Origin of the sequence: Pedobacter ghigonis (genome assembly GCF_903166585.1) — a bacterium.
In the GTDB taxonomy this organism is placed as follows: Bacteria; Bacteroidota; Bacteroidia; order Sphingobacteriales; family Sphingobacteriaceae; genus Pedobacter; species Pedobacter ghigonis.
On sequence record NZ_CAESCM010000013.1, the window covers coordinates 50,955 to 72,835 of the forward strand.

16 protein-coding genes are annotated in these 21,881 nt (G+C 40.6%); 14 read left to right on the plus strand and 2 right to left on the minus strand.

Annotated elements, in window-relative coordinates:
- Position 1 precedes the first annotated feature (1 nt).
- The 10 genes from HWV58_RS17910 (at position 2) to rpiA (ending at position 16,644) form a co-directional block, all read left to right on the plus strand.
- On the plus strand, positions 2–1,645 hold the full coding sequence (locus HWV58_RS17910; protein ID WP_235972764.1) for a RagB/SusD family nutrient uptake outer membrane protein: 1,644 nt from the start codon (positions 2–4) through the stop codon (positions 1,643–1,645).
- Positions 1,646–1,959: 314 nt separating this feature from the next.
- Positions 1,960–4,404: a glutaminase family protein gene (locus HWV58_RS17915; protein WP_175635396.1), complete on the plus strand. Its 2,445-nt coding sequence runs from the start codon at positions 1,960–1,962 to the stop codon at positions 4,402–4,404.
- A 101-nt stretch (positions 4,405–4,505) separates the two neighbouring features.
- Entirely contained in the window at positions 4,506–6,773 is a 2,268-nt protein-coding gene (locus HWV58_RS17920; protein ID WP_175635397.1) for a GH92 family glycosyl hydrolase, read from the plus strand.
- A 70-nt stretch (positions 6,774–6,843) separates the two neighbouring features.
- A complete protein-coding gene (locus HWV58_RS17925) occupies positions 6,844–7,719 on the plus strand; it encodes an ROK family protein (RefSeq protein WP_175635398.1) in 876 nt (291 codons plus the stop codon).
- A gap of 383 nt (positions 7,720–8,102) precedes the next feature.
- Positions 8,103–9,083: a basic secretory protein-like protein gene (locus tag HWV58_RS17930; RefSeq protein ID WP_175635399.1), complete on the plus strand. Its 981-nt coding sequence runs from the start codon at positions 8,103–8,105 to the stop codon at positions 9,081–9,083.
- Positions 9,084–9,218: 135 nt separating this feature from the next.
- A complete protein-coding gene (locus HWV58_RS17935) occupies positions 9,219–9,890 on the plus strand; it encodes a basic secretory protein-like protein (RefSeq protein WP_175635400.1) in 672 nt (223 codons plus the stop codon).
- A gap of 37 nt (positions 9,891–9,927) precedes the next feature.
- On the plus strand, positions 9,928–12,216 hold the full coding sequence (locus HWV58_RS17940) for a GH92 family glycosyl hydrolase (RefSeq protein WP_175635401.1): 2,289 nt from the start codon (positions 9,928–9,930) through the stop codon (positions 12,214–12,216).
- Between the two features lie 98 nt (positions 12,217–12,314).
- Positions 12,315–13,724: a 3-keto-disaccharide hydrolase gene (locus HWV58_RS17945; RefSeq protein ID WP_175635402.1), complete on the plus strand. Its 1,410-nt coding sequence runs from the start codon at positions 12,315–12,317 to the stop codon at positions 13,722–13,724.
- Positions 13,725–13,735: 11 nt separating this feature from the next.
- Entirely contained in the window at positions 13,736–15,679 is a 1,944-nt protein-coding gene (locus HWV58_RS17950; protein WP_175635403.1) for a c-type cytochrome, read from the plus strand.
- A gap of 275 nt (positions 15,680–15,954) precedes the next feature.
- A complete protein-coding gene (gene rpiA / locus HWV58_RS17955; RefSeq protein WP_175635404.1) occupies positions 15,955–16,644 on the plus strand; it encodes a ribose-5-phosphate isomerase RpiA in 690 nt (229 codons plus the stop codon).
- A gap of 39 nt (positions 16,645–16,683) precedes the next feature.
- Here the strand turns inward: rpiA and HWV58_RS17960 are convergent, their stop codons facing one another.
- Positions 16,684–17,691 (minus strand): IS110 family RNA-guided transposase, encoded by a 1,008-nt coding sequence (locus HWV58_RS17960; protein ID WP_175635405.1) that lies wholly within the window; start codon positions 17,689–17,691, stop codon positions 16,684–16,686.
- Positions 17,692–18,199: 508 nt separating this feature from the next.
- Here HWV58_RS17960 and HWV58_RS17965 point away from each other — a divergent pair.
- Positions 18,200–18,589 carry a LiaF transmembrane domain-containing protein gene (locus tag HWV58_RS17965; protein ID WP_124557848.1) on the plus strand — a complete coding sequence of 130 codons (390 nt, stop codon included), beginning with the start codon at positions 18,200–18,202 and terminating at the stop codon, positions 18,587–18,589.
- Between the two features lie 878 nt (positions 18,590–19,467).
- Here HWV58_RS17965 and HWV58_RS17970 read toward each other — a convergent pair.
- Positions 19,468–20,454, minus strand: a complete 987-nt coding sequence (locus HWV58_RS17970; RefSeq protein WP_175635406.1) for a GlxA family transcriptional regulator — start codon at positions 20,452–20,454, stop codon at positions 19,468–19,470.
- A 162-nt stretch (positions 20,455–20,616) separates the two neighbouring features.
- Between HWV58_RS17970 and HWV58_RS17975 the strand changes: the two genes are divergently transcribed.
- The 3 genes from HWV58_RS17975 to HWV58_RS17985 are packed head-to-tail and all read left to right on the plus strand — an operon-like array spanning position 20,617 to position 21,826.
- Complete coding sequence (locus tag HWV58_RS17975) at positions 20,617–21,027, plus strand: transcriptional regulator (protein WP_175635407.1); 411 nt, start codon at positions 20,617–20,619, stop codon at positions 21,025–21,027.
- Between the two features lie 6 nt (positions 21,028–21,033).
- Positions 21,034–21,447, plus strand: a complete 414-nt coding sequence (locus tag HWV58_RS17980) for a VOC family protein (protein WP_175635408.1) — start codon at positions 21,034–21,036, stop codon at positions 21,445–21,447.
- A gap of 1 nt (position 21,448) precedes the next feature.
- Entirely contained in the window at positions 21,449–21,826 is a 378-nt protein-coding gene (locus HWV58_RS17985; protein WP_175635409.1) for a DoxX family protein, read from the plus strand.
- Positions 21,827–21,881 lie beyond the last annotated feature (55 nt).

Genomic DNA, 21,881 nt, shown 5'->3' on the forward strand with positions numbered 1-21,881 from the left:
AATGAAAAATAAATCAATTATATATAGCTTACTCGCAGGTGTTTTATGTTTAACAAATGCCTGTACAAAGTTAGATGAGAACGCTTACAGTGAGTTATTAACAAATAACTTCTATAATAATAAAACTGAGGTACTATCAGCTGTTTTAAGGCCATATACTCACGCCAATGCATGGGTTACGCCATCAGGCCAGGATGGGTGGTGGCGTTTGGCTGAACTATCCGGCGATCAGCTGGCATGGCCTACAAAGGGACGCCACGGTGAAGATGGTGGTAAATGGAAAAGATTGCATTACCACACCTGGACTACAGACGAAAGTGGGATTAACCGCGCATGGTCTTTAATGTTCTGGGGTATGGGACTGTGTAATGATCCAATTGAAAATATCGAGAAACGTGATATTTCATTAATGGGTATTACACAAGTTGAAAAAAATGCCTACGTTGCTGAATTGAAATTATTAAGGGCTTTCCATTATTTAAAGTTGATGGACTTGTTCGGTAATATTCCAGTGGTTACACAAGTGGGTATACCTGCTAAACCAGAAACAAAATCACGCAAAGAAGTATTCAACTTTATTGAATCAGAAATTAAAGCGAATATCGATCAGGCGCCTAAATTATCCCGTGCAATGTTAGGTCGTATGACTCAGGCTGGTGCATATGCCATGTTAGTAGAACTTTATTTAAATGCTGAAGTATGGACTGGAACCCCGCGCTGGGATGATTGCATTGCTGCTGCGGATAAATTAATAGCAAACCAGGGCGGAGGTCAGAATGGCGCAATGCAATTAGATCCAAATATTACCGATCAGTTCAAAACCACTAACGATTTATCTAAAGAGGTGATTTTTTCAATTGCATATGATTACAAAGTTGCAGGTTTCGAACCTTCATGGGCAGGTGAATTCTATCATTTTAAACAGCAGGATATTTATGGCGGTGGTAGAAATGGTAACGACGGTATTGTTTTAATACCAGGGGTTTTTACCACATATGAGGATGCTGATTTAAGAAAAAGAGGGTGGTTATTGGAAGGGCCAATGGTTAAGTTTTCTGATGGAACAACCCCAATTACGGGTTCTGAAGAATATACGAATGTTCAGTTATCATTTGTAGATAATATCCGTAAAAACAAAACTGGTTCTACACTAAGCAATATGAGTGAGGGTGAAGAAAATTCGGGCGTTCGTTTCAATAAATATAAATTGGGCAACCAGGTTCCTGGGCCCGGCGGCGCACCAGCAATTGATCCTAACTATAATAATACGGATTGGAACATTTACCGTTTAACCATGATCTATTTTGCCAAAGCAGAAGCGATTATGCGTAAAAATGGTGGAGTTGCCACGGCTGAAGCAGTTCAGTTAATTAACGATTGTAAAAAACGCGCTTATGCGGTTGCAGATTGGACAACAAGAGCTTATACGCCAGCAACCCTAACTATGGATGAATTACTTGTTGAAAGGGGCAGAGAATTTATTTTTGAAGGCATGAGAAGAGATGATTTAATTCGTTTTGGTAAATTTGCTACTGGTACATGGTGGGATCATACAGCATCTACTGCTACTAAGGCACTTTATCCAATTCCGCAGAATCAAAGAGATCTAAACGGAAATTTAACCCAAAATCCAGGCTATAATTAATCAATAGCTTAGTATAGAAGAAAGCCGCAGTATAAGATAATTATGCTGCGGCTTCTTTTTTATTGCCTTGTAACAGTCGCATTTACATTCGTATTGTGTAACCTATATGTTACGAATTGAAGCGGTGAAAAGTGTATTATTTTTTACTAATATTGATTTAGTAAAACGTTTTACTTTGTTTAGGCTTTTATAACTGTAAAAACGACATTTAAACCAGCATTATCTGCATTAGCTTAACTAGGCTCGGCATAAGATATTTGACGAATTAACTGGTAAAACGTTTTATCAACTGCAATGAAACCAAATATTAATTTATGAGAAAACTTTCCTTACTAACACTTTGCTTGTTGCTTAATTTAATGGTTAAAGCACAAGATAAGGCCCCCGCTTATCCCTTAATTACCCACGATGCTTATTTCAGTATTTGGTCTTTTGGCGATGGTCTTAACAACTCCGTTACCAAACACTGGACTGGCAAAGAGCAGTCGTTATTGGGCATTATAAAAGTAGATGGCAAACTATACCGCTTTTTGGGCGAGGAAAGCAAAACTTTCAAAACCATACTTCCAGCTGCTGATGAATCGAAATACCAGGCAAGCTACAGCTTTGATAAACCTCAGGTGGGTTGGGAAAGCAACACTTACAACGATACTGACTGGAAAAAAGCAGAAGCACCTTTTGGCGATGACGATCATGCCAAAACAAAATGGACAACTAACGATCTTTACTTCCGCCGGACTTTCGATCTGACCAATGTTTCTGCCACTAAAAAATATTTAAAGCTTAACCACGATGATAATGTAATCGTTTATCTAAATGGTAAGGTTATTTACAGAAAAAATGGCTGGGTTTCAGATTATGCCTACCTTCCAATTGAGCATGGCACGCTGCAAAAAGGCAAAAATATATTGGCTATCTACATTAAAAATACAGCAGGTGGTCGTCATCTAGATGCCGGTATTGTAGAAGAAGAGGCATCAGATATTAAAACAGACGTAGCCACGCAAACCCATGTAAACATTCAGGCCACCAGCACACAATATACTTTCAGCTGTGGGCCGGTAAATTTAAAGGTCGATTTTACCTCGCCTTTATTGGCTAATAATATCAAACTAACAGCTCGCCCGATTAGTTATATCAGCTATGCCGTAAATGCTACGGATGGCAAAACACATCAGGTTGATGTTTACTTCAGTGCTTCATCTAACATTGCGGTAAATAATCCTACCCAACCCGTTTCGGCATGGAAAAATACCAGCAACAACTTATCGGTATTAAAAACAGGTACTGTAGCACAACCCATATTGAAAAAACGTGGCGATGACCTGCGTATCGATTGGGGTTACCTGTATGTGGCCGTTCCTACAAAATTTAAAGCCACTCAGTTTATCGGTACACCAAACGAAAGCCTCAAAGCTTTTCTTGCGGCAAAGTATTCTGCACAAAACCAGGTGTTAAATACCAAAAATTTAAGCCTGAGCAATGTGATTCCTTTTGGCACTGTTTCTTCTGCTGTGGTAGAAAAATATGTAATGCTGGGCTACGACGATTTAAAATCTGTAGAATACTTTGGCGAAAAACTATCACCCGTTTGGCGACAGGCGGGCGGTCAGAATTTTGAAGATCAACTTGCTGAAGCTGCTGCGCAATATCCGGCCTTAAAATCTGAATGCACGGCATTTGATGCTAAATTATATGCTGATGCCAAAAAAGCCGGAGGGGTAGAATACGCCGATCTGTGTAAACTAGCTTACCGACAGGCCATTGCTGCGCACAAAATTGTTTATGCCCCAAATGGCGATATCCTTTTCCTATCCAAAGAAAATTTCAGTAACGGCTCTATCAATACCGTAGATGTGACCTATCCTTCAGCACCACAATTTTTGGTGTACAATCCCGAATTGCTAAAAGGTATGCTCAACGGTATTTTCTACTACTCCGAAAGTGGTAAGTGGAAAAAGCCTTTCGCAGCACACGATTTGGGTACCTATCCTTTGGCCAACGGACAAACTTATGGCGAAGATATGCCTGTAGAAGAAGCCGGTAACATGATTATTTTAACCGCTGCCATTACCAAAGCCGAAGGTAATGCAAAATATGCCGAAAAACACTGGGAGGTAATGTCGGTATGGGCCAATTATTTATTAAGAGAGGGATTTGATCCTGCAAACCAGCTTTGTACCGATGATTTTGCCGGTCATTTGGCCCGCAATGCAAACTTATCAGTAAAGGCAATTGTAGCACTCGGCGGTTATGCACAAATGGCACAACAACTGGGTAAAACCGATGTGGCCACTAAATACAGAACGGCAGCTTTGCAAATGGCTCAAAACTGGATGAAAATGGCTGATGATGGCGATCATTATGCCTTAACCTTTAACGATAAAAATACCTGGAGCCAGAAATATAATCTGGTATGGGATAAATTGCTAAAACTGGACCTGTTCCCGAAAGAGGTTTACAAAAAGGAAATCAATTTCTATTTAACCAAACAGAAAGATTTTGGCTTGCCGCTCGACAGCCGCAGGACCTATACCAAATCGGATTGGATTATGTGGACGGCTACTTTGGCTGATAACGACACAGATTTCAGGAAATTTATAAGTCCGGTATACCGTTTTGCAACCGAAACCCAAAGTAAAGTACCCTTAAGCGATTGGCACGAAACCACCAATGGCAAAATGACGGGCTTCCAGGCGAGGAGCGTAGTCGGCGGCTATTTTATTAAAATGCTGGCCGATAAATGGGAAATTAAATAAGCTATAACCAGCATGGCCTGCAGTATAAAACTGATTGTACATGCTGGTTTTTTAAGATATGCCGCTTTTAAAAGCGCAAAAAATAAACACACAAACAAACAATGAAAATTAAATTAATCGCATCCGTTCTTTTTTGCCTCTCTGCCAAGGGGTTATTGGCACAGCAAAAAGATTGGGTACAGTACGTAAACACCTTGCAGGGAACCAATTCCAAACACGAATTGACCCGCGGCAACACTTATCCCACAACCGCATTACCATTTGGTATGCACACCTGGACACCCCAAACCGGTAGAAACGGCGACGGCTGGAAATACCAGTATTTTAAAGATAAAATACGAGGTTTTCAGCAGGCACACCAATGCAGTTCGTGGACGAGAGATTATGCTGTATTTTCTTTAATGCCGGTTGTTGATGAGTTGGTAGTTGATGAAAACAAGCGCGAAACAAAATTTAGCCATAACAACGAAATAGCTAAACCAAACTATTATAAAGTAAAGTTCGAAAACGATATAACCACCGAAATTTCGCCTTCAGAGCGTGGGGCGCACCTGCGTTTCAGCTATCCAAAAGGTAAAAGAAGTTTTCTGGTTTTAGATGGTTACAACCGGTTAAGCGGTGTAAAGATTTTTCCGAAAGATAATAAAATTACAGGCTGGGTAAATAATGGCGAAGGGTTTAAAAGAGGCTGGAAGAGCTATTTTGTAATTCAGTTCGATCAACCCATTAAATCGTACGGAACCTGGGAAAACAAAAACAACTCGGTTTCTGCCGATTCTACTTCAGCAGAGGGGCTGGGCAAAGGTGCCTTTGTGCAGTTCGAAGCCGGAACAAAAGTGCAGATTAAAACTGCTTCATCGTATATCAGTTTAAAACAGGCCGAGCTGAATTTAAAGAGAGAACTGGGCAACGATAAAAATCTGGAAGATACCAAAGCTAATGCTGCTGCGGTATGGAATAAATCGCTCGGAAAAATTGAAGTAGAAGGTGGATCGAAAGCCGATATGGAAACCTTTTATTCTTGCTTCTTCAGGGCGAGTTTATTTTCGAGAAAGTTTTATGAACTGAACGAAGCAGGCAAACCCTATTATTTTAGTCCTTACGATGGTAAAGTACATGATGGGTACATGTTTACCGATACTGGTTTTTGGGATACTTTCCGGGCTCAATTTCCATTAAATACATTGGTTCAGCCCGAAATGCATGGCCGTTATGTACAGGCCCTGCTTGATGCTTATCAGCAATGCGGCTGGCTGCCATCATGGTCTTTCCCGAGTGAAGCCGGAAGTATGATCGGAAACCACGCCATTTCCTTATTAACCGATGCCTGGGCAAAGGGAATAAGGACATTTGATCCTAAAAAAGCTTTGGATGCCTATTACCACGAAGCCATGAACAAAGGTCCTTGGGGGCCGGCAAATGGCAGGGATGGCGTAAAAGAATATAATGAGCTGGGTTATGTGCCATATCCAAAATACAGAGAAGCAACAGCTAAAACTTTAGAGTATGCCTACGATGATTATTGTGCCTACCATTTGGCCAGAATGATCGGGGATAAGCACTACATGGAGGTTTTTGAAAAACCGATGTACAATTATAAAAATGTTTACGATGCCTCTACCCGTTTTATGCGTGGTAAAGATGCGAGTGGAAAATGGTCGCGTAATTTCGACCCGACAGAATGGGGTGGACCTTTTACCGAAGGCAATGCCTGGCATTATCACTGGTCGGTTTTTCAGGATACCAAAGGCCTGATTGATTTAATGGGCGGATACCAAAACTTTACCGCAAAACTTGATTCAGTTTTTAGCGAGCCCAATAAGGTAAATGTAGGCTCATACGGTGGCTTAATACACGAAATGACCGAAATGGTTATGGCCAACATGGGGCAATATGCCCATGGTAACCAGCCCATACAACACATGGTTTACCTGTATAATTATGCCAACCAACCCTGGAAATCGCAGTTTTATGCCCGTGAGGTGATGCGTAAACTGTACGATGCCACCGAAAACGGTTACCCGGGAGATGAAGACCAGGGACAAACCTCATCGTGGTATGTATTAAGTGCGCTTGGCTTTTACAGTGTAACCCCCGGTACAGGCGAATATGTTTTGGGAAGCCCGGTATTTAAAAAAACGACCATTAATTTAGAAAACGGTAAAAAATTCGTGATCGAAGCACCGGCCAACGATGCCAGCCATGTTTTCATTAAATCGGCGACACTTAATGGTAAAAACTTCACAAAAAACTTCATCAATCACAGCGATTTGTTAAAGGGAGGGGTGCTAAAATTAGAAATGAATGTTAAACCTTCGTTAAATAGAGGGTTATTAGCTGAAGATAAGCCATTTTCGCTTAGCAAATAGATAAGGAATTACTACTTTTGCAAATTATTAAAAAGTAGGAAGAGTAAATAACAGAAATATAAGATATAGAATGGAAAAGCCTGTTGCATTAGGTGTAGATATTGGCGGCTCGCATATTACGGCCGCATTGGTGGATTTAGAAACAAGAACTTTGGTGAAAGATTCTATCAAGCGTAGCCCTGTGAATTCACAGGAGAGTAAAGAAGTGATTTTATCGGCTTGGTGCGATATCATTGATAAGGCTTTTAAGAACATTAAAAATGGCGTTCGCAGTGTGGGTATTGCCATGCCAGGCCCATTTAATTACAGCGAAGGCATTTCTTTAATTAAAGAACAGGATAAGTTTAAATCGCTTTATCAGATTAATGTTAAAGAAGAACTTTCCAAAAGACTGGACATTCCTACTGATCATATTCATTTTATAAACGATGCTGCAGGCTTTTTGCAAGGCGAGGTTTTTGCAGGCGCAGCCAAAGGAAATGCAAGTGTGTTGGGCTTAACGCTTGGTACAGGGTTGGGTTCATCGCTGTGCCTCAACTACAAAGCTTTCGATGCTGACCTTTGGAACTCCGAATTTTTAGACGGAATTGCCGAAGATTATTTATCTACGCGCTGGTTCGTAAAACGTTTTAACCAGCTTAGCGGAAAAGTAGTAGCCGGTGTTAAAGAGCTTGTTGAGATTGTAGAAACCGATCACCATGCAACCATGGTTTTTATGGAATTTGGTAATAACCTGGCTCAGTTTTTAATTCCGATTATAAAGGAACATAAAATTGATACCGTAATTATTGGTGGTAATATTGCGCAATCGTTTAATGCTTTTGCCCCCGAACTGATTGCCACACTAAAAGGTAATGGCATTGAAACGGAAATAAAAATATCTGAACTTAAAGAGCATGCAGCCCTTATCGGTGCAGCAAGTTGTTGCGATTTAAGCCTTACCTAAGGCTGGTTTTTATCTCCTTTCTGCAGAGGCTGTTTCATCAAACCTAGTTTGTTATTGATGAAACAGCCTCTTTTTTATCCTGCCGGCACGAAAATTTTTCTGTAATATTTTTATTTCTAATTGCCGCTGTGGCATTTGGCTGTGCGTTTAATGAAAATTTCTGTCTCAAAAAGCCTGAATTAATTTTTGCTTACGTAGTAATATGCTTATTATTGCTTACTTAAACGTTTTAGTTTTGTTTTAAAGCTATATTTTTTAGGTTTATTTTTGAAAATAATGTGCCGTTTTTTGATGCATCGCTACCCATACCAGCGATGTTTTTTACCCGGCTATTTAATTTTTAAGCCCGACGTTCATATTTATCATACACCCAAACCAACCAAATGAAAAAGAAATTTTTAATCCTTGCCTTAGCCTCGCTTTTAGGTGCCGGTGCTTTTGCTCAAAACCGTGGGCAAAGAGAATATAAAATTACCATTAACGATGCCGACAGTGTTACCAATGCCGATGTAGATGCCAGATTAAAGGCTGCTTTTTTTCAGGTTTATCCAGGTTTTGCTCAGGCAGACGGATACCGTACAAAAAGAAATGTAGTGCTTGATTTTGTAACCGACGAAACCCCAACAATTAAAGCCAGGGCTGGAGAAATAAAGGTAAACAGCGAATGGGTTAAAAATAAATCGCAAAAGAAAATTGAAAAAGAGTTGTTTACCGCGCTTTCAAAAAACTGGGTTTCCTATAGCAAGGAAAAACACAAAGGCTATACCTTAACCTTCATCAGTAAAGACCCCAATTTAGATCCGGAGGTTAGAAAAAACCTGATTAAAACCTATTTCGAAATTTATCCTACGCTGGTTAAAACTTTTAACAACAAATCTACCAACGATGTACTTTTTGTAGTGGATACGGCATATAAGGCCGTTGCAGAAGCCAGCGGAAACCGGATTCTTTTCAGTGCCGGTTATATGAAAGCGCATCCTACTGATATCGATGTGGTAACACACGAAACCATGCACATTGTACAAGGCTATGGCTACAGTGCAGGTCCGGTTTGGTTAACCGAGGGCATTGCTGATTATGTGCGCTATAAATACGGTGTAGATAATGTAGGTTCTAAATGGAGCTTGCCGGCATACACCGATAAACAGAGCTACAAAAACAGCTATCGCATTACCGCACGTTTTTTCGCATGGTTAGAACAAAATGTAAAACCAGGATTAATTGCCACCTTAGATCAGCAGTTGAGGGCACACCAATACACAGAGCAATCGTGGGCAGCTTTAACCGGCAAAACTGTCGATCAGCTTTGGGAAGATTACGGTAAGGAACCGCAAAAAGTAACACTAACCTATAGCAGTAAATAATAACGCCAGGTTAGGGGCGGCGAGTAAAATAATCGTTTATAAAGTAAAATTTTTGATCATTTAGTAAAACGTTTTACATATTATATTTATTTTGCAGAACCAAACGTGCTAACCAAAGCTATAAATCTCAGATAAATGAAAAAAATATTTACCATTTCGATTTGTGCAATGCTGATTTCGGCACTTTCTGCACAGCTAAAAGCACAGGAAACCACTAAAAAGGGCGGCTACACCTTATCCTTCGAAAGTAATTTTGCAGAACTGGATCCTCAGTTAAAAAAGCGTTTAATTAAAACATTTTTCGAAGTTTATCCAAAACTGGCAAAAGAGTATAACCCTTCAACCATCAAAGAAGTGAAATTTTTTGTCGATACGGCTTACAAGGGCGTTGCAGCAACAGCCGATGGCAAAGTAACTTTCAGTTCGCTTTGGATGGTGAAACACCCCGAAGATATTGATGTGGTTACCCACGAAGTAATGCACATTGTACAGGATTATGGCCGTAGTGTTGGGCCGGGTTGGTTAACCGAAGGTATTGCCGATTATGCCCGTTATAAATTCGGTGTGGATAATGCGGGTGCCAAATGGGCACTGCCAGCTTTAAAACCAGAGCACAGCTATAAAAACAGCTACCGCATTACGGCAGCATTTTTTGCCTGGATGGAGAAAAGCGTTAAGCCGGGTACCATTAAAGCGGTTGATGCCTCATTAAGAGACCATACCTATACCAAAGAAATCTGGACGAAATTAACCGGAAAAGATTTAGATGCGCTTTGGGCTGATTACGTTAAAAATTCGCAAGTTTAAATAATAATTACACGCATATAAAACACGGACAAAACAAATGAAACGACTATTTATTGCCTTATTGGGTTTTGCGGCAACAACCAGCTTCGCACAAACCATAGGTAAGGTTACAGATCCGGTTGATTGGATAAATCCCCTGATGGGAACAGCATCCAAACCGGCATTATCAAACGGAAATACCTACCCTGCAATTGGTTTGCCATGGGGGATGAACATGTGGACCCCACAAACCGGTAAAAGCGGTGATGGATGGGCCTATACCTACGATGCCGATAAAATCCGCGGTTTTAAACAAACCCACCAGCCATCGCCATGGATGAATGATTACGGCGCTTTTTCTTTAATGCCCGTTACCGGTAAACTAAAATTTACTGACGATGACCGCGCAAGCTGGTTCAGCCATAAAGCAGAGGTTTCTAAGCCTTATTACTATAGTGTTTATTTGGCAGATGCCGATGTAACCACCGAAATTACACCAACAGAAAGAGCGGCACAGTTCAGGTTTACTTTCCCTAAAACCGATAGTTCTTTTGTGGTAATTGATGCACAGAACAAAGGTTCTTACATTAAAATTATTCCGGCAGAAAGGAAAATTATCGGTTATACTTCAAAGTATGCCCGTGGCCCCTTGCCTAAAAATTTCAAAAACTACTTTGTAATCTATTTTAATAAAGATTTCAAACTAGCCAAAACCTGGGATGATAAAAAACTAAACGATAAAGATTTAGAGCTTACCGTTGATCATGCAGGTGCTGTTATCGGTTTTGCCACTCAAAAAGGCGAGCAGGTAATTGCAAAAGTAGCTTCTTCATTTATTAGTTTCGAGCAAGCCGATTTAAACTTAAAAAGAGAGCTGGCTAACGATGCTTTCGAAGCAACAAAAGCAAAAGGTCGTGCTACCTGGAACAAAACTTTGAGTAAAATTGCTGTTGAGGGTGGTACCATCGATCAAACGCGTACTTTTTACTCGGCCATGTACCGCACCTTGTTCTTCCCGAACAAATTGTACGAAATTGATGCACAGAACCAGATTGTACACTGGAGCCCGTATAACGGACAAGTATTACCTGGGTATATGTTTGCCGGAACTGGTTTCTGGGATACATTCAGGGCACTATATCCTTTCCTAAACCTCGTTTATCCTTCTATTAACAAGGAAATGCAGCAAGGTTTAATTAACGACTATAAAGAAGGTGGTTGGTTGCCTGAATGGAGCAGCCCGGGTTATGCCAATATCATGGTAGGTAACAACTCTGCTTCTGTAGTTTCTGATGCTTATATCAAAGGTATGCGTGGTTACGATATCGAAACCTTATGGCAGGCAGTAAAACATGGAGCCAACAACGAAGGCCCTATGGAAGCTGTTGGTCGCGATGGCGTTAAATATTATAACGAATTGGGTTATGTGCCTTTTGATGTTAAAAAGAACGAAAATGCGGCTAAAACTTTAGAATATTCGTACGATGATTTCACCATTTACCAGCTGGGAAGAGCACTGGGTAAACCGGCATCAGAGATCGATATTTACAAGAAAAGAGCCATGAACTACAAAAACCTTTTCGATCCGGCTTCAGGCTTAATGCGTGGTAAAAACCAGGATGGAACTTTCCAAAGCCCGTTTAGCCCGTTTAAATGGGGTGGTGCATTTACCGAAGGTAACAGCTGGCACTATACCTGGTCTGTTTTCCAGGATATCGATGGTTTAGCAAAATTAATGGGCGGTCACCAGAAATTTGTAACCAAACTGGATTCAGTTTTCTCTATGCCTCCAGTGTTTGACGAAAGTGCTTATGGTGGCGTAATTCACGAAATCCGCGAAATGCAAATTGCCAATATGGGGCAGTACGCACACGGAAACCAACCTATCCAGCACATGATTTACCTGTACAACTATGGTGGTGCTCCTTATAAAACACAATACTGGGTGCGCGAAACCATGAACAGAATGTACAAAGCAACACCTGATGGATATTGCGGTGACGAAGATAACGGACAAACTTCTGCCTGGTATGTGTTTTCGGCAATGGGTTTCTATCCGGTAACGCCTGCTGTAGATCAGTATGTTTTGGGTGCGCCTTTGTTTAAAAAGGTAACCGTTACGTTAGAAAACGGCAAACAGTTAGTCATTAACGCGCCTGCAAACAGCGATAACAACCGTTACGTGCAGTCATTGCAGATCAATGGTAAACCATATTCAAAAAACTGGATCAGCCACAGTGGTGTGCAGCAAGGTGCCGTGTTAAACTTTAACATGACAGCTACACCAAACAAAACACGTGGTTCAAATCCAGCCGATTTCCCTTATTCATTATCAACTGAAAAATAATTAATTTTACCTTTCCATTGAGTAGTAAACACCTGCTCAATGGAAATTTTAAGACACAGCCAGGCCCTGATAAGGCTGGCACAAATGAAACCAAATATATGATAAGAAACGTCTCAAAGACGAGTTTCACAGCCATGCTCTGGCTTTGTGGAACCTTGCTGGCATACGGCCAGCGCATCGAACTAAAAGATCTCTCTGCTTTCCGGAACCCTGGAAATTCATGGTCACTAGCCGAAAATGTTGTAGCCGATTTAAACGGTGAAAATATTTTGAAAGCGACCAAGGGCGAAGGAATTCTGGTTAATCAGTCAACAGCTAAAAAAGCCGGATCTGATTTGTTTACCGTAAACGAATATGGTAATGTAGCAGTAGAACTTGATTATTTAACTTCCAAAGGTGCAAACTCTGGTATTTATCTTCAGGGTAATTACGAAATCCAGATTGATGATGCCTGGGGATTGAGAAACGCAACCTCATCAAACAATGGTGGTATTTACCAACGTTGGGATGACAGCAAGCCAGAAGCCGACAAAGGTTTTGGAGGCGTAGCTCCGCGTCAGAATGCAAGTAAGGCACCTGGTTTATGGCAGCACATTAGAATTGTTTTCCAGGCACCAAAATTCGATGCATCTGGAAAGAAAACCGAAAATGCGAAAGTAATTAGTGTAGTGCTTAACGGTGTAACCATTCACGAAAATGTAGAATTGTTTGGTGCAACCCGTGGTGCTGCAGGTGCTGAAAAAGCTACCGGGCCATTGCGTTTACAAGGCGATCATGGTAGCGTGGCTTTTAAAAACATCGTAATCACTGCGCTATCTGAAATTCCTAAGTCAGACCAAAGGGGCGGTGCAGATCCGATTTATATCGAAGCAGCAAGCAACAATATGATCAGAAGTTTTGTAGATGTGTTACCAGGCGTACGTTCGGTACATGCTATTTCAGTAGGCGGACCAGAAAAAACAGCTTATAGCTACGATTTGGATAACGGAACCTTATTACAAGGCTGGCACGGCGATTTTATCGACGCAACCCCAATGTGGGATGGTCGCGGTAACGGTACTTCACGTGCATTGGGTAGTGTTACCCGCTTTACCAAAAAACCTGTTTTAGCCATTTCAAAACTGGCAAATGCACAGGATAAATGGGTTGCAGATACTGCAGGTACAGGTTTCCGCACAAGAGGATATGTATTGGATCAACAAGAAAGACCAACATTTAAATACAATATTTATGGTACCACTGTTGCCGATGCGGTAAAAGTGATGGAAAACGGACAAGGCTTAACAAGAGAAATTACTGTTGACAATGCTTCAAAAGATTTGTATTTCCTTTTAGCTACTGCTTCCAATATCGAAGAAGTATCGAAAGGTTTATACCTGGTTGATGACAAATCTTATTACATCCAGCTGGCTGATGGCACTGCCAAACCAGTAATCAGAGATGTAGATGGCAAGAAAGAAATGGTTGTAGCCATTGGAAGTAAGTTGAATTATACCATTTTGTTTTAATTGTGATAGTAATGAGAAATACATTTAAGAAATTAGCAATACTGGCATTAAGTTTTAGCTTTACTACAGTTTTTGCACAGGAAACACCGAAAGAAGAAGATTTTTTCAAAATAAATAAAGTACGCGTACCCGAAGGACCTATTTTAGAGGTTGGTGGTTTAATTACCTTACCAAATGGCGATTTAGCCCTTTCTACCCGTAGGGGAGAAGTATTTGTGGTAGAAAACCCAACAACAACCAAACCTTACTGGCGCAGATTTGCCTATGGCTTGCACGAAATTTTGGGTATCGCCTATAAAAATGGTGCGATTTACGTGGCGCAACGTGGCGAGTTAACCAAACTGGTTGATAAAGATCAGGATGGTAAAGCCGATGTGTACGAAACCGTATATGCATGGCCTTTAAGCGGTCACTACCACGAATATAGCTTCGGACCTAAATTAATGCCTGATGGTACTTTTATGGTCACCGCAAACGTTGCCTTTGGCGATGAAGAATGGTGGCGTGCAGAAAGCCGCGTACCTATGCGTGGTTGGGCGATGAACATTACCGAAGATGGTAAAATGAGCCCTTATGCAGCGGGTTTCCGTTCGCCTGCAGGTATTGGCGAAATTGATGGTAAATTTTATTATACCGAAAACCAGGGCGACTGGGTTGGCTCAGGTGGTTTATGGAAAGTAAACAAAGGCGATTTTATGGGCCACCCTGCAAGTTTAAGGTGGACCAACCTGCCGAACTCTCCGGTTAAACTACAATCTGATTTCTTTTACTCGCAAATAGATGAGCGTAGAATTAAAAATGAGCAGGGAAGATATATTAAGCCAGAAAACAGGGTAAATGAAACCTTCAAAACTTTGTTCGATATGAAGAAAGTATTTCCTGAGTTGCGTTTACCATCGGTTTGGTTGCCTTACGGTATTTTGGGTATCTCTTCTGCAGAGCCTGTTAAAATTCCTGAAAATACATTTGGTCCTTTTGCAGGTCAGATTTTAGTTGGCGATCAGGGTATGAGTATCATTTCGAGGATTTTTATGGAAACCGTAAAAGGTGAAGAGCAAGGCGCTGCCTTCTTGTTCCGTAAAGGTTTCCGTTCAGGTGTGTTAAGATTAGAGTGGGGAACTGATGGTTCGTTATTTGTTGGAGAAACCAACCGTGGATGGGGATCAGCAGGTGATGCAAACGAAGGCTTGGAAAGATTGGTTTACAACAATAAAACACCTTTCGAAATGAAAGCCGTAAGGGCAATGCCTGATGGTTTTGAAGTTGAATTTACTATGCCGGTAGATCGTAAATCGGCCGAAGATTTAGCTTCTTACGATGCTGAAAGCTTTATTTATAAATACCACCCGGTTTATGGTTCGCCACCGGTAAATACCGAGAAATTAAAAATTTCGGGTGTTAAAGTATCGGCTGATGGATTGAAAGCAAGGTTTATTGTTCAAAACCTGCGTCAACATTATATCCACACTTTAACTTTAGATGGTATCCGTTCGCAGGATGGTTTCTATTCGCTGGTTCATCCGGTAGCTTATTATACTTTAAACCAGATCCCTGATGGAACTAAACTTGCCATGAGCGAAGTGAGCACTAAAAACTCAGCAGCAGCACCGGCAGCACCTGCACCAGCTAAAAAAACGGTACCAGCAAAAAAAGCCGCTGAAACCAAAACGCCTGCAACAACTGCAGCTACGGCAAAAGCACCAACTTTTAAAGAAGTAGAAGGTTTATTAACTAAAAATACTTGTCTGGCTTGCCATAACCAAACCAAAAGACAAATTGGTCCGCCGTTTGCAGAAATTGCAAAACGTAAATATTCACCTGAGAAGATATTTCAGTTGATCCACAATCCACAGCCACAAAACTGGCCGGGTTATTCAACTGAGATGCCTCCAATGCCTCAGGTAACCAAAGCCGAAGCTTTAAAAATTGCCAGCTGGATTAATTCTTTAAAATAAAAAATAGCTTAAATTAGTAATAAGACGGTTGGTGGAAACATCAGCCGTTTTTTTTGTCACCCTGATCCGATAGCTATCGGATTTATTTCAGGGTCTCCCGCATATGATAGCAGAATACCCTTTAAAAAAGAAATGAGGATTCCACAATTGCAGAATCCCCATCATCTAAATTAACGCTCTCATATACATAAACGCTGTATTTACGATTTATTGCCTGAACAGTAAATTATTTTTTGTTTTTGTGATGTTTATCATTTAACTCCTATTTTTACTATATGGAAAAGAACGGTCAGAACCAACAAGATGCCGAAAAACAGGCTGCAGCACTTGCCGCTGTAAAATATGTAAAAGATGGCGATGTTGTGGGGTTAGGTACAGGTTCTACCACTACCTTTGCCATTAAAGCATTGGGCGAGCGGGTGCGGGAAGGTTTAAACATTACTGCAGCAGCAAGTTCTGTTGCCACAGAAAAACTGGCCAAATCTTTCGGTATCGAAATTCTTGATCTGGGCAGCTTAAGTAAGATTGATATCAGTATTGATGGGGCAGACGAATTTACCGAATCGCTCGATCTGATTAAAGGTGGTGGCGGTGCACTTTTCAGAGAGAAAATTATAGCCTCATTAAGTAAAAATGCCATCGTAATTGCCGATGCTTCGAAAAAAGTTAAAAAACTGGGTGCTTTTACAGTGCCTATAGAAGTTATTCCGCTGGCGTACCAGTATGTTTTCGATCAGATTGAGTCATTAGGTAGTAAAGGCATACTTAGGCTAAAAGAGAATAAAAACTTCATTACCGATAACGGAAACCTGATTATTGATGCTGATTTTGGCCAGATTGATGACCCTGCAAAGCTGGCTTCAGATCTCAATCAGATTAACGGCATCCTGGCCCATGGCTTATTTATTAATATCACTTCAAAAGTAATTATGAGCGAAGGGATGGAGATTATCGTGTTTGAATAGGTAGATCGTTAGTTCATATACTCTAATAAAAAACAAGTTTTAGGCTACTTTTTTTTCGGAGCGGTTTGTTTTAAATTCTCTAGGATCAAGGCATATATGTTCAGGACTATATGGTGTTTTATTTTTTAACACGCTGTATATAGTTCTGAGCATTTTATTAGCCACATTATTCATAATAAGATAGTGAGGTTTTCCTTCTTGTGCTTTTTTCTGATAATATAACTTGTACTCCTTATTGTGTTTAACTGCCGATTTTGCACCCATGTATAATAATGATTTAAGTTCTTTATCAGCAAAGGGAACGGTTCTTGATTTCGAAACCATTTTGCCCGAACTGTTTGGGAATGGGCAAACTCCTGCATAAGATGCAGCCTTTCTCGCTGTATCAATTATCATAAAATTACCTGTTTTAATAATCATATCGGTTGCAATAACAGGTCCAACACCTTTCACACTAACTACCAGCTCATAGCTTTCGGCTAATTCTTCACTCGTTTTTATGAGCAACTCTATTTCCTTTTCCACTTCAAGGATCTCTGTATCTAAAAAGTTTAATGTCGATGCTAAACTGTGTTTAGCCGCAAGGCTCTGCATGGGCATAACTTCTCTCGCATGTGCTCCTGTACGCAACTCTTTCCGTGCTTTGACCAGCTGGGCCCGTAGCGAACTCAGTTGTCGAAGTTCTGAAATCTCCTCACTGTGATATTCTCTAAAAGACAATTTATCGAAAAAACGTTCTCCATATTCCCGTAAACGCCTGGCATCTTTTGGATCGGATTTCCCTTTAATAAGCCCCAAACTATGTTTAACACTGTAACCTGAAACAAGGGAAATGCGCACACCACATTGATTACTCAGGTAAACCAATAAATCGCCATAGCTCCCTGTATGTTCTGTACACAGCACTACTTCAGCAGGAAGATCGGACAAAAAAGCCGATATCGAATGTAGATTGTTTTTCACTGTCTTGTTCTTTTCTAGTCCTTTTTCATTTACAAAGTTCACATCGAACTTCTCCTTTGATAAATCAATTCCATATACTTGCATAATACACTTGTTTTATGCTCCGAATTGAGTGGCTAAAATCGTGATAATGGGTTCGGCCCTAAATACTCTCTGGCTATAACTCAATAATCTGCTGTCCTTAATATGAACTTTAGGTTCTGCCTGATTGGTCAACAAAGTTAGGGCAGCAGATGGAGCTTTTATCTCAAAAGTATATATCACAATTAAACTAAAGTCTTTTCAAGTATCGTTTTACAAACTAACGATTGGCTCAATTGTTCACTGGTCAATAGTTGATGGTTTATAGCCTAATTGGTTATTGGTCTGGTTGTCTATAAGGTAACTAGTCATTGACTATTGCTTCTTGATTATCTGCTAACTGGTCACTGAAAACTGCTTCATTCACCGGTAAAATCCCTTTTCCAAAAATAATCCAGAAATTTTTACCGACGCTTTTATTTCACTCACCGATAAAACTGCTTAACTCGAGGAAAAGCCATTCCCCGGCCTGCGTTTCCTTGCTACATTTGAAGTATAAAAACAAAAGGTCATGGAAACTTTCATCAAAAAAAATCACGCTGATAAACAATTTGGTTTAGGCATTTTAATCTTAGTAATCGGTTCGGTATGCTTACTTAGAAACTCGGGAATAGATATTCCACACTGGATCTTAAAATGGCATACCATCATGTTAGGTATTGGTTTGTGGTTGGGCTATCGTAAAGATTTTACCGGTAGCGGCTGGTTGGCTTTAACCATCATTGGTGGTTTATTTACCCTTAAATCTATAACTGTTTTCGATTTCGACGTGTCGAGAATAAGTACAGCACTGGTATTGATCGGATTAGGTTTGTATGTGATCTTAAAACCTAAAAAAGTGCAAAACTTCGATCAGTATTTTGATAAGAAACCAGTTGATTTTACTGATAAAGCAGAATAAAAATCGTAACTCCATCATATATCTTAAAAAGGGACATTTTTTTAACAGGTGTCCCTTTTTTTATTTAGCGTAACTGAAGTAAAATATCTTTTGTACATGAGGATCGTCATTTCGATCCGATAGCTATCGGATGATGTGAAGCGGAACTGAGAAATCTGTGGGTATATCCTTCAACTACGCTACTATTAAGGTTGCTTTGTAATTCGTTAATAATAAGCTATTTATTAGCTCTATGTATTTCCATCCAGTTAAGCCGAAGCACTAGCTCACCGTTCTACTTAATTCCGGCCTAATAAATTTTTCGGGCTCCACAGGCCAAGCCAACTTACTGACTTACAAAGAAAAATTTTCAGCCAGCGTTTTTTGGTTCTTTTTGACGCCAAAAAGAAGGAGCCCTTCGGCGGCGGTGAGCCGAAGCAAGACTGAGCGCAGGACAAAAAATCAATCATTTACGTCACTAATATTGATTTTTATGCAATAAATTATTCCTCAGCTTGACAAACACCAAAAAGAAACGGGGATTCCACCCTAAGGCAGCATCCCCGTCATCTAAATTAACGCTCTCACATACATAAACGCTATTAATAGAATATATTGTGTTAAGCTTAATTTTTTTTATTTTTTCTGTACGTAGTAATTAACGTTAGCCGTCATTTCGATCCGATAGCTATCGGATGGAATGCCTGCCCGTACAGGCGGGGAGAGATCTCTTCAAAAGATGCTGCGACTACGTTCAGGATGACAAAGGCTGAAGGAAGGCGGTTATAAAAAAGAAACGGGGATTCCACCTTCAGGCAGTATCCCCGTCATCTAAATTAACGCTCTCATATACATAAACGCTGTAAACGCAAGATATTGTGTTGAGCTTGATTTTTTTATCAAACCTGTAAAACCGGTGCCGCTTTATGGTATTTGTTCCGGTACTCGATTGGTGTTAAACCCGTTATTTTTTTAAAAACATCCCTGAACGATTTGGTGTCGGTATAGCCAACATCGAACATCACTTCGGTGATATTTTTACGGCTCGATTCGAAACTTCGCTTTGCGGCTTCAATTTTAACCCGCTGGATATATTCGATTACTGTGTTTTTGGTCGCACTCTTAAAGCGCCGCTCAAAACTTCTTCTCCCCAGGGCCAGCATATCCGCCAGTTGATCGACAGTGATTTTATCCTGGTAATTTCCGTCAATAAATTCCTGTGCTTTTTTAATCTTAGCATCTTCGTGCCCTTTCTGCCCCTGAAACATCATAAAAGCCAGCTGACTTTCGCGGTCTATATCAATAGCAAAGTATTTGGCCGCTAAAATAGCAGTATCACGGTCGGTATATTTTTCAACCAGGTACAAAAGCAGGTTCCAGTAAGAATTTGCACCACCACTAGAGTATAAGCCCTGTGCATCGGTAATGATACTGCCATCTACGAGCTCCACATCAGGAAACATTTCTTTAAACTGGTTAGCAAACAACCAATGGGTAGAACACTTCCGGCCATTTAACAAACCTGTTGCAGCAAGCAAAAAGGCACCCAGACACAACGAAGCTACTTCGGCACCTTTTGCATGGTGTTTGGTGATCCAGGGCAGCAAATCCCGGTTTACATCCATGGCGTAATCCACATTACCGCTAATGGCCGGAACAAAAATAAGGTCAGTATTTTCAACTTCGTGCAAGAGCTTATCTGCATGTACCGAAAAAAGGCTGTTGTTTAAGCGTACTTCTTTGGTCATGGCCACAAGCTCTACCTTAAACAAAGGCAGCTTGCCCGATGCCTGTAAAAATTCGTTAACCGCAGTAAATAAGTAGCGCGGATCGGCAATGGCTTCAATTACGGCAGTTTCGGGAATTAAAATAGATACATGTTTCATCTGTCTATTCTTGTTTTTATTGGTTAGGTGAATCTCCCGCGGTGGGGAGCCATTACAAATATAACAAGGTGTATTGTCGGAAACAACCCCTGCAATTGTCGTTTCTACAGGTTTAGGCTGTCGGTTTCTGCCCGTATGTTTGTACTGTTAACTCTTAAGTTTATGGAAACCTATATTATTGAAGAAGATATTAAAGTGCTTTGTATAACCGCAAGTTCTTTTCCGGATGGTGTTTTGGCTGCACATCAACAATTACACGTACTGTTTCCACCAAATAAACAGCGCATGTATTTTGGGATAAGCAGGCCCGATGAAAGCCGAAAGATTATCTATAAGGCTGCTGTTACATCACTGGCGGAAGAAGCGGAGCGAAACCCAGACCTGGAAAATTTTACCATAAAAAAGGGTGCCTACATCAGTGAGCTGATCCCGGATTTTATGAAAGACGTTTCGCAGATTGGAAAAACTTTCGAAAAGTTGCTGAACGAAGCCAATATCGACCCCAATGGTTATTGTTTGGAAATGTATTTAAATGAAACCGATGTACGCTGTATGGTGGGCATCCAAAAATAAAATCACGTGGCACATATTAACTCCTATTTAACCTTCAACGGCAATTGTCGCGAGGCGATGATTTTCTATCAGGATTGCCTGGGGGGCGAATTAACCCTGCAAACCATCGGCGAATCGCCCATAGCTGCTAAAATACCCCATTATTTAGAGAAAAGCATTTTGCATGCGGTATTGGCTAAAGATGACTTCGTAATTATGGCCACTGATATGGTAGAAGAGGTGGGCTTAATTAAAGGAAATGCCATTTCGATGATGCTCAATTGCAGTTCGGAAGAGGAGGCCCAACTGTTTTACCATAAACTTTCAACTGGAGGCAAAGCAGTACATCCTTTACAGGAGACATTTTGGGGAGCTATTTTTGGCGATTTAACCGATCGCTACGGTAACAACTGGCTAATTAATTACGATAACAACCAATAAAATGAAAAAATTAAAGACATGGTACTGGGTAGCCACAATTATTTTTGCCCTAATGATGCTGATGGATGGTTTTGGCGGAGTAACGCAACAGGAAGCAGGTAAAGAAGTGCTGAAACACCTGGGTTACCCCATGTACCTGCTCATTATAGTAGGCATTGCCAAGATATTGGGTACTTTGGCTATTGTACAGCAAAAGTTCGTTGCCATTAAAGAATGGGCTTTTGCCGGCTTTGCCATTAATTTTATAGGCGCTTTTGCTTCACGTGCTTTCGTTGGCGATGGTGCCGCACTTCTAATCCCGCCATTGGTAGCACTCGCCATCCTGTTTATTCCCTACATTTTGTGGAAGAGGATGCAGGCAAATGTTAAAAATAGTTAAAACTAAATATGTCGTTTGTTTACCAGCTTTGGCATACCAAATATTATTAACTTTG

Excerpts from the sequence above, each read along its gene's own strand:
- rpiA (WP_175635404.1), top strand. The coding sequence starts at position 15,955 with ATGGAAAAGAACGGTCAGAACCAACAAGATGCCGAAAAACAGGCTGCA.
- HWV58_RS17985 (WP_175635409.1), top strand. The coding sequence starts at position 21,449 with ATGAAAAAATTAAAGACATGGTACTGGGTAGCCACAATTATTTTTGCC.
- HWV58_RS17935 (WP_175635400.1), top strand. The coding sequence starts at position 9,219 with ATGAAAAAAATATTTACCATTTCGATTTGTGCAATGCTGATTTCGGCA.
- HWV58_RS17940 (WP_175635401.1), top strand. The coding sequence starts at position 9,928 with ATGAAACGACTATTTATTGCCTTATTGGGTTTTGCGGCAACAACCAGC.
- HWV58_RS17920 (WP_175635397.1), top strand. The coding sequence starts at position 4,506 with ATGAAAATTAAATTAATCGCATCCGTTCTTTTTTGCCTCTCTGCCAAG.
- HWV58_RS17930 (WP_175635399.1), top strand. The coding sequence starts at position 8,103 with ATGAAAAAGAAATTTTTAATCCTTGCCTTAGCCTCGCTTTTAGGTGCC.
- HWV58_RS17950 (WP_175635403.1), top strand. The coding sequence starts at position 13,736 with ATGAGAAATACATTTAAGAAATTAGCAATACTGGCATTAAGTTTTAGC.
- HWV58_RS17925 (WP_175635398.1), top strand. The coding sequence starts at position 6,844 with ATGGAAAAGCCTGTTGCATTAGGTGTAGATATTGGCGGCTCGCATATT.
- HWV58_RS17910 (WP_235972764.1), top strand. The coding sequence starts at position 2 with ATGAAAAATAAATCAATTATATATAGCTTACTCGCAGGTGTTTTATGT.
- HWV58_RS17970 (WP_175635406.1), bottom strand. The coding sequence starts at position 20,454 with ATGAAACATGTATCTATTTTAATTCCCGAAACTGCCGTAATTGAAGCC.
- HWV58_RS17945 (WP_175635402.1), top strand. The coding sequence starts at position 12,315 with ATGATAAGAAACGTCTCAAAGACGAGTTTCACAGCCATGCTCTGGCTT.
- HWV58_RS17915 (WP_175635396.1), top strand. The coding sequence starts at position 1,960 with ATGAGAAAACTTTCCTTACTAACACTTTGCTTGTTGCTTAATTTAATG.
- HWV58_RS17965 (WP_124557848.1), top strand. The coding sequence starts at position 18,200 with ATGGAAACTTTCATCAAAAAAAATCACGCTGATAAACAATTTGGTTTA.
- HWV58_RS17975 (WP_175635407.1), top strand. The coding sequence starts at position 20,617 with ATGGAAACCTATATTATTGAAGAAGATATTAAAGTGCTTTGTATAACC.
- HWV58_RS17960 (WP_175635405.1), bottom strand. The coding sequence starts at position 17,691 with ATGCAAGTATATGGAATTGATTTATCAAAGGAGAAGTTCGATGTGAAC.